12 protein-coding genes are annotated in these 13,290 nt (G+C 43.2%); 3 read left to right on the top strand and 9 right to left on the bottom strand.

From position 1 onward, the window contains the following. Window positions 1-200 precede the first annotated feature (200 nt). The gene (locus tag L5L77_RS05260; protein WP_028761163.1) at window positions 201-1,706 is read left to right on the top strand and encodes a peptide MFS transporter; all 1,506 of its coding nucleotides are present in this window, start codon (window positions 201-203) and stop codon (window positions 1,704-1,706) included. Between the two features lie 116 nt (window positions 1,707-1,822). Here L5L77_RS05260 and L5L77_RS05255 read toward each other — a convergent pair whose 3' ends face one another. Together L5L77_RS05255 and L5L77_RS05250 are read right to left on the bottom strand one after the other, a co-directional pair. Then, the gene (locus L5L77_RS05255; protein ID WP_263222212.1) at window positions 1,823-2,926 is read right to left on the bottom strand and encodes a response regulator; all 1,104 of its coding nucleotides are present in this window, start codon (window positions 2,924-2,926) and stop codon (window positions 1,823-1,825) included. A gap of 121 nt (window positions 2,927-3,047) precedes the next feature. Further along, on the bottom strand, window positions 3,048-3,833 hold the full coding sequence (locus tag L5L77_RS05250) for a VacJ family lipoprotein (RefSeq protein ID WP_219233968.1): 786 nt from the start codon (window positions 3,831-3,833) through the stop codon (window positions 3,048-3,050). 219 nt (window positions 3,834-4,052) lie between these two features. Here L5L77_RS05250 and L5L77_RS05245 point away from each other — a divergent pair, with 219 nt between their 5' ends. Together L5L77_RS05245 and L5L77_RS05240 are read left to right on the top strand one after the other, a co-directional pair. Next, entirely contained in the window at window positions 4,053-5,960 is a 1,908-nt protein-coding gene (locus L5L77_RS05245; protein ID WP_263222210.1) for a hypothetical protein, read from the top strand. A gap of 61 nt (window positions 5,961-6,021) precedes the next feature. After that, on the top strand, window positions 6,022-6,330 hold the full coding sequence (locus tag L5L77_RS05240) for an EscU/YscU/HrcU family type III secretion system export apparatus switch protein (protein WP_263222209.1): 309 nt from the start codon (window positions 6,022-6,024) through the stop codon (window positions 6,328-6,330). 53 nt (window positions 6,331-6,383) lie between these two features. On the opposite strand, the gene L5L77_RS05235 is transcribed toward L5L77_RS05240, so the two are convergent. From L5L77_RS05235 to L5L77_RS05205, 7 genes are all read right to left on the bottom strand, one after another. After that, window positions 6,384-6,782: a DUF2802 domain-containing protein gene (locus L5L77_RS05235; protein WP_028761168.1), complete on the bottom strand. Its 399-nt coding sequence runs from the start codon at window positions 6,780-6,782 to the stop codon at window positions 6,384-6,386. Window positions 6,783-7,012: 230 nt separating this feature from the next. Further along, window positions 7,013-7,507: a chemotaxis protein CheW gene (locus L5L77_RS05230; protein ID WP_006082380.1), complete on the bottom strand. Its 495-nt coding sequence runs from the start codon at window positions 7,505-7,507 to the stop codon at window positions 7,013-7,015. Between the two features lie 7 nt (window positions 7,508-7,514). Continuing rightward, the gene (locus tag L5L77_RS05225; protein WP_263191057.1) at window positions 7,515-8,510 is read right to left on the bottom strand and encodes a chemotaxis protein CheW; all 996 of its coding nucleotides are present in this window, start codon (window positions 8,508-8,510) and stop codon (window positions 7,515-7,517) included. Further along, window positions 8,494-9,285 carry a ParA family protein gene (locus L5L77_RS05220; protein WP_028761170.1) on the bottom strand — a complete coding sequence of 264 codons (792 nt, stop codon included), beginning with the start codon at window positions 9,283-9,285 and terminating at the stop codon, window positions 8,494-8,496. The genes L5L77_RS05225 and L5L77_RS05220 overlap by 17 nt, the downstream gene beginning before the upstream one ends. Window positions 9,286-9,356: 71 nt before the next feature. Continuing rightward, a complete protein-coding gene (locus tag L5L77_RS05215; protein WP_263222268.1) occupies window positions 9,357-9,878 on the bottom strand; it encodes a membrane anchored protein in chemotaxis locus in 522 nt (173 codons plus the stop codon). Between the two features lie 13 nt (window positions 9,879-9,891). Next, a complete protein-coding gene (locus tag L5L77_RS05210) occupies window positions 9,892-11,019 on the bottom strand; it encodes a chemotaxis response regulator protein-glutamate methylesterase (protein WP_263222207.1) in 1,128 nt (375 codons plus the stop codon). A 20-nt stretch (window positions 11,020-11,039) separates the two neighbouring features. Next, window positions 11,040-13,289, bottom strand: coding sequence for a chemotaxis protein CheA (locus L5L77_RS05205; RefSeq protein WP_263184947.1), 2,250 nt, complete (start codon window positions 13,287-13,289; stop codon window positions 11,040-11,042). Window position 13,290 lies beyond the last annotated feature (1 nt).

The following is a 13,290-nucleotide window of genomic DNA, read 5'->3' as shown; positions in this document are numbered from 1 at the left end:
ACATTACTTTTATTATAAGAACGTAACAATAACCCATACGTAACTAGCGGTTATTCAACAATTAATGAATGCTATAGCGCGAATTAATGGTTGATTAAACCTGCAGGCGATATTGGGACGAGCAACAACCATTTTTCTGTGGTGACATCATCCTGTTTCAGGGGCCCACAGGCAATCACGAGCTTAAGGTGGAAGACTTCATGAGCGTAGCAAAACCACAAGGAACGATGCTTGGGCATCCCAAGGGATTGTTCCTGCTGTTTACAACAGAACTTTGGGAACGATTTAGTTATTATGCAATGCGTGCCATTTTGGTACTGTATTTAGTTGACCAGGTGGGTAAACAAGGCGGTGGCGGCTTAGGATTTAGCCAAGCTGACGCTTTATCCTTGTATGGTACTTTTACTGCGTTAGTGTATTTAACGCCGCTGATTGGTGGTTGGTTAGCTGATAATTTTCTGGGTCAGCGCAAAGCCATTTATTTTGGTGGTGCGTTAATGGCGGCTGGCCAATTTATGCTAGCTGCGCCTCATGCTTGGTTTCCTGGTATTGAAACGACCATTTTTTATATCGGTCTAGGTACACTCATTCTGGGTAATGGTTTGTTTAAGCCGAACATTTCCACTATGGTGGGCGATCTCTACGAGGAAGGTGATCACCGTCGCGATGGTGCATTTACTATTTTCTATATGGGAATCAATTTAGGTGCGGCATTATCCGGCTTTATTGTTGCTTGGGCTTATACTAGCTTTGGCCACACTGAAATGGTTAATGGCCAAGAGGTTTTTGTTAATAACTGGCAGGCAGGTTTCTTCTGTGCTGGTATTGGTATGCTGCTGTCGCTGGTGATTCAATTTTTATTTGCTCAAAAACTGTTAGGTAACATTGGTACCGTGCCAGCGGCCAAGCTAGAACGTGAACGCCAGGCTAAGCTAGGCAATACCCGTAAAGAACCACTTACTAAAATTGAGCGTGATCGTCTCAAGGTAATTATGGTGCTGGGTTTGTTCACGATTATTTTCTGGGCGGGCTTTGAACAAGCGGGCGGATTAATGAACTTATTTACCAATGAGTTTACTGACCGTTACATAGGTACTTGGGAAGTGCCCACGACTTATTTCCAATCGCTAAACGCTATTTTTATTGTGTTATTTGCCCCTGTAATTGCTTCTATCTGGATCCGTTTAGGTAAAAATGAACCTAACTCGCCAGTGAAATTTGCCTTAGGTTTGTTCTTATTGGCGATTGGCTTCTTGTTCATGATTGGCGCTGTGGTTGAGATGGGTAGCGATCCTACTGCTAAATCAAGCATGTGGTGGTTAGTGGGTGCTTATTTCTTCCATACTATGGGTGAATTATGTTTGTCACCTATTGGCTTGTCTATGGTGACTAAGCTTGCTCCACTGCGCATAGCCTCTTTGATGATGGGCGCTTGGTTCTTGTTTATTGCGATGGCGAACAAGGTTGCTGGGGTCGTAGGCTCTTTGATTGGTCACGGTGGTGGCAAAGAGGAACAACTTGCTAATGCTATGTCAATTTTTGCCGGTATTGCGATTACAGCTGCTCTATCTGGCGTGATCCTGTATTTTATGGCTGACAAATTAGTCGATTGGATGCATGGCGCAGAAACCAAGCATCATACTGAAGCCGAAGCCTTAGAAAGTGAAATTGCAGTGACGGCTGAACATGAAGCGATAAAACGTTAATTATCCTGTTCAACTGTTTTTGACTGTTAAAACAAAACGCCTTACTCGCAAGAGTAAGGCGTTTTTGTTAAGTCAGCTATTCGGTATACTCAATTTAGCCAAAGCGTCTAAAAAAACTAAAGGCTTAACTGTAGAAAACCACCAGCAGGTAGCGTTGCATCATAGACTAAGCCCTTAAACTTGTTATCAAGTAAAGCTTGTTTATGCTCAGGCTCACTTGTCGCAATACATAACTGTTCTTGCGGTAAAATACTGCGGAACTGAATGCTCGGTTTACCCCAATCTAACACGCCAAGCTGAAGACTCTCAGACAGTGCTAACGGGCTTAATCCCTCGTCATTACGCAGATAACAACGTAGCCCCTTACCCGCCTGTGCAATAGCAGCACGGTACTTAGTTAGCTCAATGGCAACATAAATCATATCGGCTTTAATATCGAGACCAGATTTCACTAAACGCTCGTTCAAATAGCTCATCATGTTAAAGGGTTCAATAATGCTCTGACTCTGACCATTTCTAAAATCTTTGAGCTTCTTATTAACAAAACTTCTCAGCAGAACGCAGGCAAACGCAGCTCGATTATCCTCTGGGTACAAATGGGCCATGTACATAATCAGGTAATCACTACCTACCATAGTTGAATCAATGAAATAACTGCTTATATCGCTATTTTTATAAAGGCTATAGTCAACCTTGGCTGCCGGATAACTAATATTTGAAGCGGGAAAGAGTTGTTGCTGAACTTGTTTTGCCGCAGCAACACTTTGCTCAAGCAATGCTAGATTATCACTTAATTCTTGGTGGGATAGCGCGTCAAAATCTGCGGATTGAGTATCATCAATGTAGGAACTATGAAGGCTTTGTTTAATGGCTTGTTCAATAATAAATAAATCAGATACTGGCTTAACGAGATAATCACTTGCGCCAATGCGTAAGGCTTCTACGACGTCAGCCATGACATTATTACCCGAGATCACGATAGAAGGTACTAAAGGTGCTAACCTTGTCATTTCCTTAAGCATATCGAGCCCACCGAGCTTAGGCATACTCAAGTCTGCAAGAACAATATCGAAGCGCTGCGATTTAAAAACTGACAATCCTTGTTCTCCATCACAGGCTTGTGTGACTTGCGCACCTCTACTATCGAGAAAGCTTGCAACAATCTGCCTAAACACGGGGTCATCTTCAACTAAAAGAACCGCAACACCATTTAACGCCATAAAGGTTCCCGAATAAAGTTCATCGCATAGCCATTACTCAAGTGAATATGCCAATAACAAAATTTAACAAGGCTAGCATTTGATGACTAAAGACAAATGCTGTCAAGTACGGCCAATAGGGTTACTCAAGCTCCTGCATATACTGATCGAGCAACTCATCATCATCTTGCTTTTGAGGGACATTACCATCATAGACTTTATAGTCCATGTGCTGTAAATATGCATCTTTGACAAAGGCATAAGGATCGAGTGCATTATCAACAAGTCGCTCTTGATCGATTGCTGATGCTCTAGAATGAAGGTTTTTAAGTCCCCATTTAACAATGGATTGCCACATTGTTAACTCCGACAATGGGAAGTATAGACCATCAACCCAATCAGACGCGAGTTCTCGCACAACATAAGGACCCGCAAATGGCGCCATGAAGTAAGGTCCATTAGGCACCCCATAATAACCCAGCACTTCATTAAACTCATCTTGCTTGCGGCTCATACCCATCATGTCAGCGACATCAATGACACCTAATAAGCCGACAGTAGAATTGATTGTAAAGCGTCCACCAGCATTAGCTGCCCAACCCCACTTACCCTGCAGCACATTGTTTACTAAGCTGCTAGGTTCCTCTAAATTCTGCACAAAGTTATTGATACCTGTTTTAGCAGGCGTAGGAATATAATCGTTATAACCATGGGCTACAGGACGATATAAATATCTATCTAGGTAGAGATAGTTGAAGTCCCACATAGCTCGGTTAAAGCCTTCGAACGGATCGCGGGGATCATCATAGGTAATTTGTACCTTAGCAGGTGTTTCCTGCTGAATGGTATCTGGTAGGGATACTTCAGCCGATTGCACTTTAGGCAACAGCATTAACCCCAAAGATAATCCCATCCATTTTAACTTCATATCGCTCTCTTAATATAAATGTACTGTTTAGACATCAAATTTTCGCTAAAGTGACAATACAAAAATGACGATATAAAGATAATTCGTCTTAGTGGCATACTATCCAGTATGACAGTTCCTTTGTCACAAGGCGCATAAGCATACTTGGCAAAAAAAATTGGTCAATTGTTAATTTTACTAAACGAATGTATCGCAGGATAAACTATATAAGGTTATTAAATGGAGTCGATTCCACTTGTCAGCAGTCAAAATTCGCAGTTACACACTGCGATGGCTAACACTGATGCCCTCAATGCTACTCCACGCCCCATTCCAGCTCAGGTGCAAACATCACCTGAAGGAGATAGTATTATTCTAAACGGTACAGAATATAATTTAAAGCTAGTTAATGCTCAACAGCGGCAAATATTGTTGACTGCTAATAGCTTTTTAGTCACGCCCAATGCGCAAAACAGCTCAACTCCAACTACGATAGTGCAAAACTCCACTAGCCAACTGCTTGCCTTAGCTACACCTCTCGTACTGAAAATCCCTGAGGCAGTGATCAATCTGGCGCAACAAAATGGCATCTCTCAGACGCAGCTTTCAGCGCTCGCGGCTCGCACACAGGGCTATCCATTACCCAACGTCACTATAGTTAACAAGGAGCTTCAATTTGCTAATGGTACCGTTGTAGCACAAGATCCTGGACCCCAGCTGAATCAAGGTGAATTCATCGCGAAAATAGCCTTTCAACAAGGGCGCCCTATTTTATTACTCACCCCAATACAGAGCAAACTCGAAATCATAATTGGGGCGCCAGTAAATGAAACTCAGGTTCCCACAAATAAACCATCTTCTGATCTTGTGATCGCGAAAATTGAACCAGCCCAGATCATTGCCTCCTTTCTAAAAAAACTCGAAAATATCAACTTTCTACCTGAGCCCACAAAACAAATTGTGACAGCCAAAGTCGATATAATGCAGCTTCAAAGTAAAGTAGATATTCCATCAGCGCCTACTGCGACTGGCTCACAGAATATCTCTAACGCGCAAGTCATAACGCCAACAACTAAAGACCTAGGTCAGATCAGCACCCAAAACTCAGCCCTTGAAAATCGGCTTGAGGGTCAATCACCAGCATCACAAATGGGTGAAAACGTAAATAGCAAAAACGGGTTACCTCAAGGCTCAAAAACGTCACAAGAAATCCTAAGTGTGAGTCCTACAGACATAAACAAACTTAAGAATATTTTAGGATCCAGTAGCCAAAAGAGTGAACAACAAGGCAATGATGCTAAGACTGATACTTCGATAAAAGTAGCTGATGTCTTACAAAAAGCGTTCAATAAAGCGGGGGCACTTCCTATTGAGCTATCTCGTTCTAATAGCAACTCGAATTTAGCATCTGAGTTATTGAAACTCCTACCGCATTTAGGGCTACCACCACTGAGCCAATTAAATGATATCGATGAGCTCAAAGCCAATATTCTCGGTCTAGCGAGTCTAAATCTTGCTACGCCTCAATCAAATCAAGCCTCTATGCTCATGAATGGGAGTGCAATTACCTCACTTTTTCAGCTGCTACTTGGCTTTAAAGCCAATAACAATTCGAATTCCATGAGCAAAAAGCTTGTCGACTACCTTGAGCAGTTACAAGCTAAAGTGGGCTTCTCCACTAAACTACTTGGGCAACTGAGCAAAGCAGGAGGCCTTGATAGCATGGGACTATTAGCCTCTAACCTGCATTTATACCAACAAGCAAGTAATGAGAGCGCAGGCAATTTGGTGTGGTTCTTCGCCCTTCCCTATGGCATTAACCAACGTCAGGAGCAACTGGAAGGGAAATTTGAGCAAGAAGCCGATCCTGATGACCCAGATAAAAAAATGGGATGGCGTTTACAACTGAAGTTTAATCTAGCACAAGGACCTCTGCTGATTTCAGCCCAAAACCACAATCAACAATTAGATATCCAGTTCAAAGGCAATAGTCAGATACTACTAAATAAGGTTAATAACTTTTTAACGCCCTTAAGCCAAAAACTATCACAACTGGGTTTTACGCCTGGTGAACTATCAACTCAAATAGCGCAAGTACCAGCAACCTTATTACCTGGTGATCATTTCCTCGTAAAGACAAAAGCTTAATGAGTGACAATGTTCCAACACTAATATTGAGTTCATTATACAAAACATTGGAAATAACGATATGAGTGAAGAGAGTGAACCTAAACAAGCTGTCGCACTGAGCTACGATGGCCGTAACGCTCCTAAAATAGTCGCGACTGGTGAAGGGCTTATCGCAGAAGAAATTATTGCCTTAGCTAAGGCTAACGGCGTTTATATCCATCAAGATCCCCATCTGAGCCATTTTTTGCAATTGCTAGAGTTAGGAGAGAAAATTCCCAAGGAGCTTTACCTGCTTATCGCCGAACTGATTGCATTTGTGTATATGCTCGACGGTAAATTTCCTGAGCAATGGAATAATATGCATAAAAAAATTGTCGAGAAGGCATAAAATAAAAAAGCTAATTCAGAAAAATTAGCTTTTAGTGTTCAATTGGCTACCGATTACTTACGATGCAGACGGATCAACAGCTCGGCTTCAGCTTTAGGTAATTCGCATTCCTTAATCAATTCGTCGACGCCAGCACCAAGCGCGACCATCTTCATGGCTCGAGTATAAAGTTTTGCCTGTGGATCCTGTTGAGTCGTCTCTTCAATTCGTTCAGACTGTTGCAATATGCGTTTCTCTAATTCAATAACACGACGGCCTACACCGATTGTGCCACTGCGTAATTCTTGCAATTCGCGTTTAAAAGACTCTCGCTGCCGATCGCCCTCTTTAACTAACACAGTCAATGCCTCAACTTTGCTTCTTAATTTACTCAATTGCTTTTGTAAAAAGAGTACTAACCCTAAGCATGCGATGACATAGACTAACGCTGCGATCAAAAATTCATCGCCCATCAAAGATCCTTATACTCACTCAAAACCATAGATTAGGAGTTGGCTTACAATTAAGTTATCTATTCCAAAGTGCTCACTTAACGTCACCAATATAATTGGCCATTGTTCAAGCTATGATAAAAAGACTTCGTCTATCCATAAATCGTAAATACTCAACATCATCGATTTATTCGCAAATAAACAAAATGGCTGAATGAATTCTAATCATTCAGCCTTATCACACTCATTGATTAGATCTGAGTCAACTCAGCCCATTCTTCATCGGACAATAATTTGTCGAGATCAACTAAGATAAGTAATTCATTGTCGCGATTGCTCACGCCTTGAATAAACTTAGCACTCTCTTCCGTTCCAACATTTGGCGCATTGTCAATTTCAGAGCGGCGCAAATAAACCACTTCTGCAACACTATCAACTAAGATACCAATGACCTGCTTTTCAGCTTCGATGATAACGATTCGGGTTGAATCATCAACTTCAGCAGACTGCAATCCAAAACGTGAGCGGGTATCAATTACAGTGACAACATTACCACGCAAGTTAATGATGCCTAGAACATAATAGGGGGCACCAGGTACGGGGGCAATTTCAGTATAACGCAGCACTTCCTGCACTTGCATTACGTTTATACCGTAAGTTTCATGGTCCAACTTAAAGGTAACCCATTGTAATACTGCATCATCTTTACTTGCAGCGACTGCTGCTACATTTCTTGTATCTTTCATGTTTACCTCAACCAATTGAGTCCTGACAACCTAAACCCGCATTAAGCATTTCAACTAAGGCTTGTACGTGCAAAATGCCACACATCTGTTCTTTCACTACACCCGCTAACCAAGGGCGTTTACCCGCTTGACTACGCCAGTTGACTTGCGATTTATTAATTTTTACCGCATTGACCAAGGACTCACAAGTCAATCCCCAGTTACTGCCTTCTAATAATACAAGATATTGATAATTTACCGATTGCGCCAGTTTATCTGTGTATTTTTCTGGCATAACCCACGCACAAGTGTCGACAATGTTCAATTGTTCCTCCCTATGCGTCTGTACACCAAGAAACCATGCGGGTCGACCAAAGATGTGGTTTATCCGCTCAACTTTTACTATTCCACCTAAACTCACCAAAGGCACAGCCAATGTCAGCCCTGCTACTTTAAAGAATAGTACCTGAAACTCATCATCGAGCACTTCTTGCAAATCTTTTGTCACACTAGGAGGCGTAATGCCGACTTGTGTTTCTGGCACAACCACTGGCTCAACGATTTCATCAACAACGGTTTCATTAACAACAGGCTGAGCTTGTGGTACTTCCACCACAACAGGTTGAACATCAATAGGTGGCGCTATCTCTACTGAAGGTGGTATCGGTTCTAACCTTGCAGTCTTTAGTACTGGCGCGAGTAATTTCTCTAACGCTTGCTTATTCACTTGAGCTACAACCTGGCTTACCGGAGCAACAAACTCATGTTGTCTTGGCGCCGCTTTTGGCTGCAACTGCGCAATAGGCGTTATGGCCTTCTCTACATTCTGCGGTGCGGCAGTGCGACCATTTTCAGCCAAAATTGCCGCATCGAGCAATGCTGCCTCCGTTTGATTAACGGCAACATTTTGATTTGAGTCTGCTTTTACAATGCTTTGAGGGGAAACAATCTGGTTTGGACTGTCGTCTTCCTGCAGCAATAATGCGAAAAAATCAAAAACAGTTTCATCAACCGATTTTGACATGGCCAAACTCCCCAACTAATAAGAAATCTAATAATCTTTCATAGGCTTTAACGCCGCGGCAACCACTCGCATAATGCGATGCTGGTAAATGTGCCAAACTGGCATCTCTAAACTTAGTGTCTACTGGAATAACGTCTTTCCACAAAGTATCACTGTATTCGGCACCAAGAACTTGCAAAGCCGCAGGTGATGCTTTGGTGCGTTTATCGTACATGGTTGGCACAACAGTGTAACTGTAGCGCGTCTTCTTAGATCGCCCCATTAACTCCATCGTTTTAATCATCCGCTCTAGCCCTTTAATGGCAAGAAACTCCGTCTGCACAGGAATAATGATATGCTGACTTGCCGCAAGCGCATTGACCATTAATACCCCGAGTACGGGTGGGCAATCAACGATAGCAACATCATAATCATCAGCAACCAGTGCTAATAAATTACGTAGTACTAATCCCATTCCTTCTTGATGACCTAAGGCTCTGTCTAAGGTAGCCAATGCCATAGTTGCAGGCAATAAATCCAAACCATCGACTAAGGTTGGCACTACATGGGATAAAACGAGTTCCTTAGAAAGGTTTTTATGGGCAAGAAAAACATCAAACAACGAGCCTGGAACCTCTTCAGAATCAATACCTAAGTAATAACCTAACGAAGCATGTGGATCGGTATCTATCATAAGAACACGCTTACCACGCTTAGCTAAAGTTCCCGCTAAACTCGCTACCGTCGTGGTTTTACCTACGCCACCTTTTTGATTCGCTATGGTCCAGACTTTCAAGAAGTGACCCCTATCTATACTGGTTAATACGCTAATGAACTAGAAAATTGTGAGTTCACAAATTCTAAAAATTACTGCTCTTTTCTGGTCGTGACTCGAATGCCGCCATTGGGCAAACTAATCACTTTGACACCATCGGCATTCTCAGATATCACCACGGGCAGCATCTCTGCATTTTGGGTTGCAATTGTCTGAGAAACAGCTTTAACCTCTTTTTCTGGCGCTTGAAGCTGTTTAGGAATAGAGGATTCCAGATTAGTTTTTTCCTTCGCCGTATCTATTTCAGTATCTGGTTCGCCCAGCAAAGGCGGAATGCTATTTTGTACCGGCTCAGGACCAATCGCTACAGCCTTCTGCTCACCAGGAGCCGCTAATTGCAACATTGCTTTAGTCTGATCGGGATGAGACGCTAACCAAGTTGCAATGGCTTCAGCCTGTTCGTCAGGTACCATTAACAGCACCTGAGTCGATTCCAAACGTTTTACATCCGCCTGCAGTAAACTATTCTTACGCTTGTAATCTAGGCTTAAGGCACCAAGAACCAAAATGGCTATGCCCATCAACAAGATGATGAGCACACTATTTGTGCTCATCGGATATTGATTTTTAGACACGAACAGACTCTTTTAAAATACATTCGGCCATGTTGTCTAAGGCTATCGACTGGGTGGCAATCCCGGCACTCGCAACGGCTTGTGGCATACCATAAACCACACAACTGGCTTCATCTTGCGCCCAAATGGTAGCGCCTACAGCTTTCAACATACGTGCGCCTTCTCTGCCATCCGCCCCCATGCCAGTTAATACAACAGCAAGCACATCACCACTAAAGGCTTTAGAAGCAGAAGCAAAGGTGATATCCACACAGGGCTTATAATTCATATCAGCACTGCCTGCGATAACTTTTAATCGGCCACTTGCTCCAGTACGTTCAACCATCATTTGCATACCACCCGGCGCTAAATATGCACAACCAGGTTTAAGAAGATCGCCATTAGCGGCCTCTTTTACATCAATCTTACATAAGCCATTTAAACGACTCGCAAATGCAGGGGTAAAGGCAGCAGGCATATGCTGGATTAATAAAATAGGATGCGGATAGTTTGCCGGAAACTGCGTGAGTATTTTTTGCAGCGCAACCGGACCACCAGTAGATGTACCGATCAGCAATAATTTATACTGTTTACCACTTGCACGAATCGTCGTTGCCGTTGAGGTTCTAGCAGGAGCTGCGACAGGCGTATGAGCCGATATACTGGTTGAACCTAAAACGCTACCTGTTGGACGCACGCTAGTTGTTGGCACAACCACAGGACGTGCAATCGGACGAAACATTCTGCGTCGTCCCAATGCCTTAACTCTTTGTTGCAACAATAAAATGGCATCATCTTTGTTGGTCGCAATATCTTCAAAACGTTTAGGTAGAAAATCTAATGCACCAGCATCTAAAGCGTCTAACGTTGCTTTAGCGCCATCATGGGTTAAAGAAGAAAACATCAAGATCGGAGTCGGACACTTAGCCATGATTTCACGAACAGCAGTAATACCATCCATGACAGGCATCTCAATATCCATAGTGATAACTTGGGGATTAAGCTCAGCAGCCAACTTCACCGCTTCGGCCCCATTTGAGGCCGTCGCGATCACTTCCAGTTCAGGATCTTGATTGACTATTTCACTAACACGTCGTCTGAAAAAACTTGAGTCATCAACGACTAATACTTTAATGGCCATTCCATTCCTTAGCTTGGAAACTAATTCTTACTTTTCGCATAATGCTTTAGCAATCCAGGAACATCTAAGATCAGTGCAATACCACCATCCGATGTAATTGTCGCACCAGCCATCCCAGGTGTGCCATGTAACATAGCGCCAAGAGGTTTAATAACGACCTCTTCTTGTCCTATTAAGGCATCCACTACAAAACCAATTTGCATCATGCCTAATTGCACGATAACCACATGACCATGCTTTTTATCGCCATGTTTAAAAGTCGTTTTGTTTCTATGTAGCCAGTGTTCCAAATAGAACAAAGGTACGGCCTTATTACGTACTATGACAGTCAGTTGCCCATCAACTATATTGGTTTTTGTAAGATCGAGATGGAAAATCTCATTCACGCTAGATAGAGGTAATGCAAACACTTGTTTAGCGACATCGACCATTAAGGTAGGCATAATCGCCAGTGTTAACGGTACTTTAATCTCAAGTATCGTTCCCTTACCTTTCATGGAATCAATATGTACAGTGCCATTCAGCTGGGTGATACGAGTTTTTACCACGTCCATCCCAACACCACGGCCTGAAATATCTGAAATCTCAACTTTAGTTGAAAAACCTGGTGCAAAAATCAAATTATAGGCTTCGCTGTCTGTCATCCGCGAAGCAGAATCTTCATCGAGCACACCACGATTTATGGCGATTTTTTTGAGTTTTTCAGGATCCATGCCTGCGCCATCGTCTTCGATTTTCAGCAGTATATGGTCGCCTTCCTGACTTGCTGATAAGGTAATAGTTCCCGTTCTTGGCTTACCACTAGCTTCACGCTCGTTTGGCATCTCGATACCATGGTCCACAGAGTTACGCACTAAGTGGACGAGCGGATCGGCAAGCGCTTCAACGAGGTTTTTATCTAAGTCAGTTTCTTCACCGACCATGATCAAATCAATTTCTTTGTTTAGTGTACGAGCAAGATCACGTACCACCCGAGGGAAACGACCAAACACTTTCTTGATCGGTTGCATACGGGTTTTCATCACAGCGCCTTGCAAATCGGCAGTAACGAGATCTAAGTTCGCGAGAGCTTTCGACATCTCCTCATCATCACGGCTGATGCCTAAGCTCACCAATCGATTACGCACTAACACTAACTCACCCACCATATTCATGATCTGGTCGAGTCGTGCAGTATCTACACGTACCGTTGTTTCACCCTGAGGCACATTCGCAGAGCTAGCCTTAGCAGGTGCTTTATCGACAACCGCAATTTCCACCTTAGGTTTTGCAGCAACGACTGGGGCAGGAGCTGGTACTGCGGCTTTTACTGGCGCAGGAGCATGTGGTGCAGCAGTAGGTGCTACAGTCGAAACAGGGGGCGTAGGCGCTTTTACTTCAGCTTTCGCAGGTGCTCCGCCTTTCCCATGGAGTTCATCGAGTAATCGCTCAAACTCATCATCGGTAATTTCATCAGCATCTACAATCGGTTGAGGCGCAGGTGTTGCCACAACCTTAGGCTTAACAGGCACTTCAGCCTCAGCTTTAAATTTACCTGAGCCATGAAGTTCATCCAGTAACGCCTCGAACTCATCATCAGTGATGTCATCACCTGATGTTGAAGGTGTTTTAATTGGTGCAGCAGGCTTGACAGTAACAGGCTCAGATACAAATGTGGTAGCAGCGACCGCAGGTCCCTTTCCTGAACCATGAAGCGCATCCAATAAAGCTTCAAATTCAGCATCATTGATATCATCGATACTTGAAGACGTATTTTCAATGGAAGATGAGTTATCACTTATGTCAGCAGGGATTTCTTGAAGGGTAGGAGTATCAATAATGACTTCAACAACAGGTTCTGGCTCTACAACCTTGGCAGAAGCGACTTCAGATGGCAAAGGCGCACCTGAACTGAGCATTTTAAGTCTCGCTAACAAACCTGAATCGGCGGGATCTTGTTGCTCGCCCTGCTGGGTTTGCGCAAACATGGTATTAATTGCATCAACAGCCTGCAAAATAATATCCATCAACTCTGCGTTAACGCTACGCTTGCCTGTGCGCAATAAATCGAAGGTATTCTCAGCCTCATGACAAACATCCACCATGGGAGTTAAGCTAAGAAAGCCAGCACCACCTTTAACGGTATGAAAACCTCGGAAAATGGCGTTCAGCAAGTTAGTATCATCAGGATTATTTTCAAGCGCAACGAGTTGCTCTTGCAGAAGCTCTAAAATTTCACCGGCTTCGATTAAAAAGTCCTGGAGTATCTCTTCATCTACATCAAAGGCCATC

It is taken from the genome of Shewanella sp. SM29, assembly GCF_025654245.1.
In the GTDB taxonomy this organism is placed as follows: Bacteria; Pseudomonadota; Gammaproteobacteria; order Enterobacterales; family Shewanellaceae; genus Shewanella; species Shewanella oncorhynchi.
This window is presented reverse-complemented; position numbering and strand designations above follow the sequence as displayed.

Coding starts and splice junctions, on each gene's coding strand:
- L5L77_RS05260 (WP_028761163.1), top strand. CDS start 201: ATGAGCGTAGCAAAACCACAAGGAACGATGCTTGGGCATCCCAAGGGA.
- L5L77_RS05255 (WP_263222212.1), bottom strand. CDS start 2,926: ATGGCGTTAAATGGTGTTGCGGTTCTTTTAGTTGAAGATGACCCCGTG.
- L5L77_RS05250 (WP_219233968.1), bottom strand. CDS start 3,833: ATGAAGTTAAAATGGATGGGATTATCTTTGGGGTTAATGCTGTTGCCT.
- L5L77_RS05245 (WP_263222210.1), top strand. CDS start 4,053: ATGGAGTCGATTCCACTTGTCAGCAGTCAAAATTCGCAGTTACACACT.
- L5L77_RS05240 (WP_263222209.1), top strand. CDS start 6,022: ATGAGTGAAGAGAGTGAACCTAAACAAGCTGTCGCACTGAGCTACGAT.
- L5L77_RS05235 (WP_028761168.1), bottom strand. CDS start 6,782: ATGGGCGATGAATTTTTGATCGCAGCGTTAGTCTATGTCATCGCATGC.
- L5L77_RS05230 (WP_006082380.1), bottom strand. CDS start 7,507: ATGAAAGATACAAGAAATGTAGCAGCAGTCGCTGCAAGTAAAGATGAT.
- L5L77_RS05225 (WP_263191057.1), bottom strand. CDS start 8,510: ATGTCAAAATCGGTTGATGAAACTGTTTTTGATTTTTTCGCATTATTG.
- L5L77_RS05215 (WP_263222268.1), bottom strand. CDS start 9,878: ATGAGCACAAATAGTGTGCTCATCATCTTGTTGATGGGCATAGCCATT.
- L5L77_RS05210 (WP_263222207.1), bottom strand. CDS start 11,019: ATGGCCATTAAAGTATTAGTCGTTGATGACTCAAGTTTTTTCAGACGA.
- L5L77_RS05205 (WP_263184947.1), bottom strand. CDS start 13,289: ATGGCCTTTGATGTAGATGAAGAGATACTCCAGGACTTTTTAATCGAA.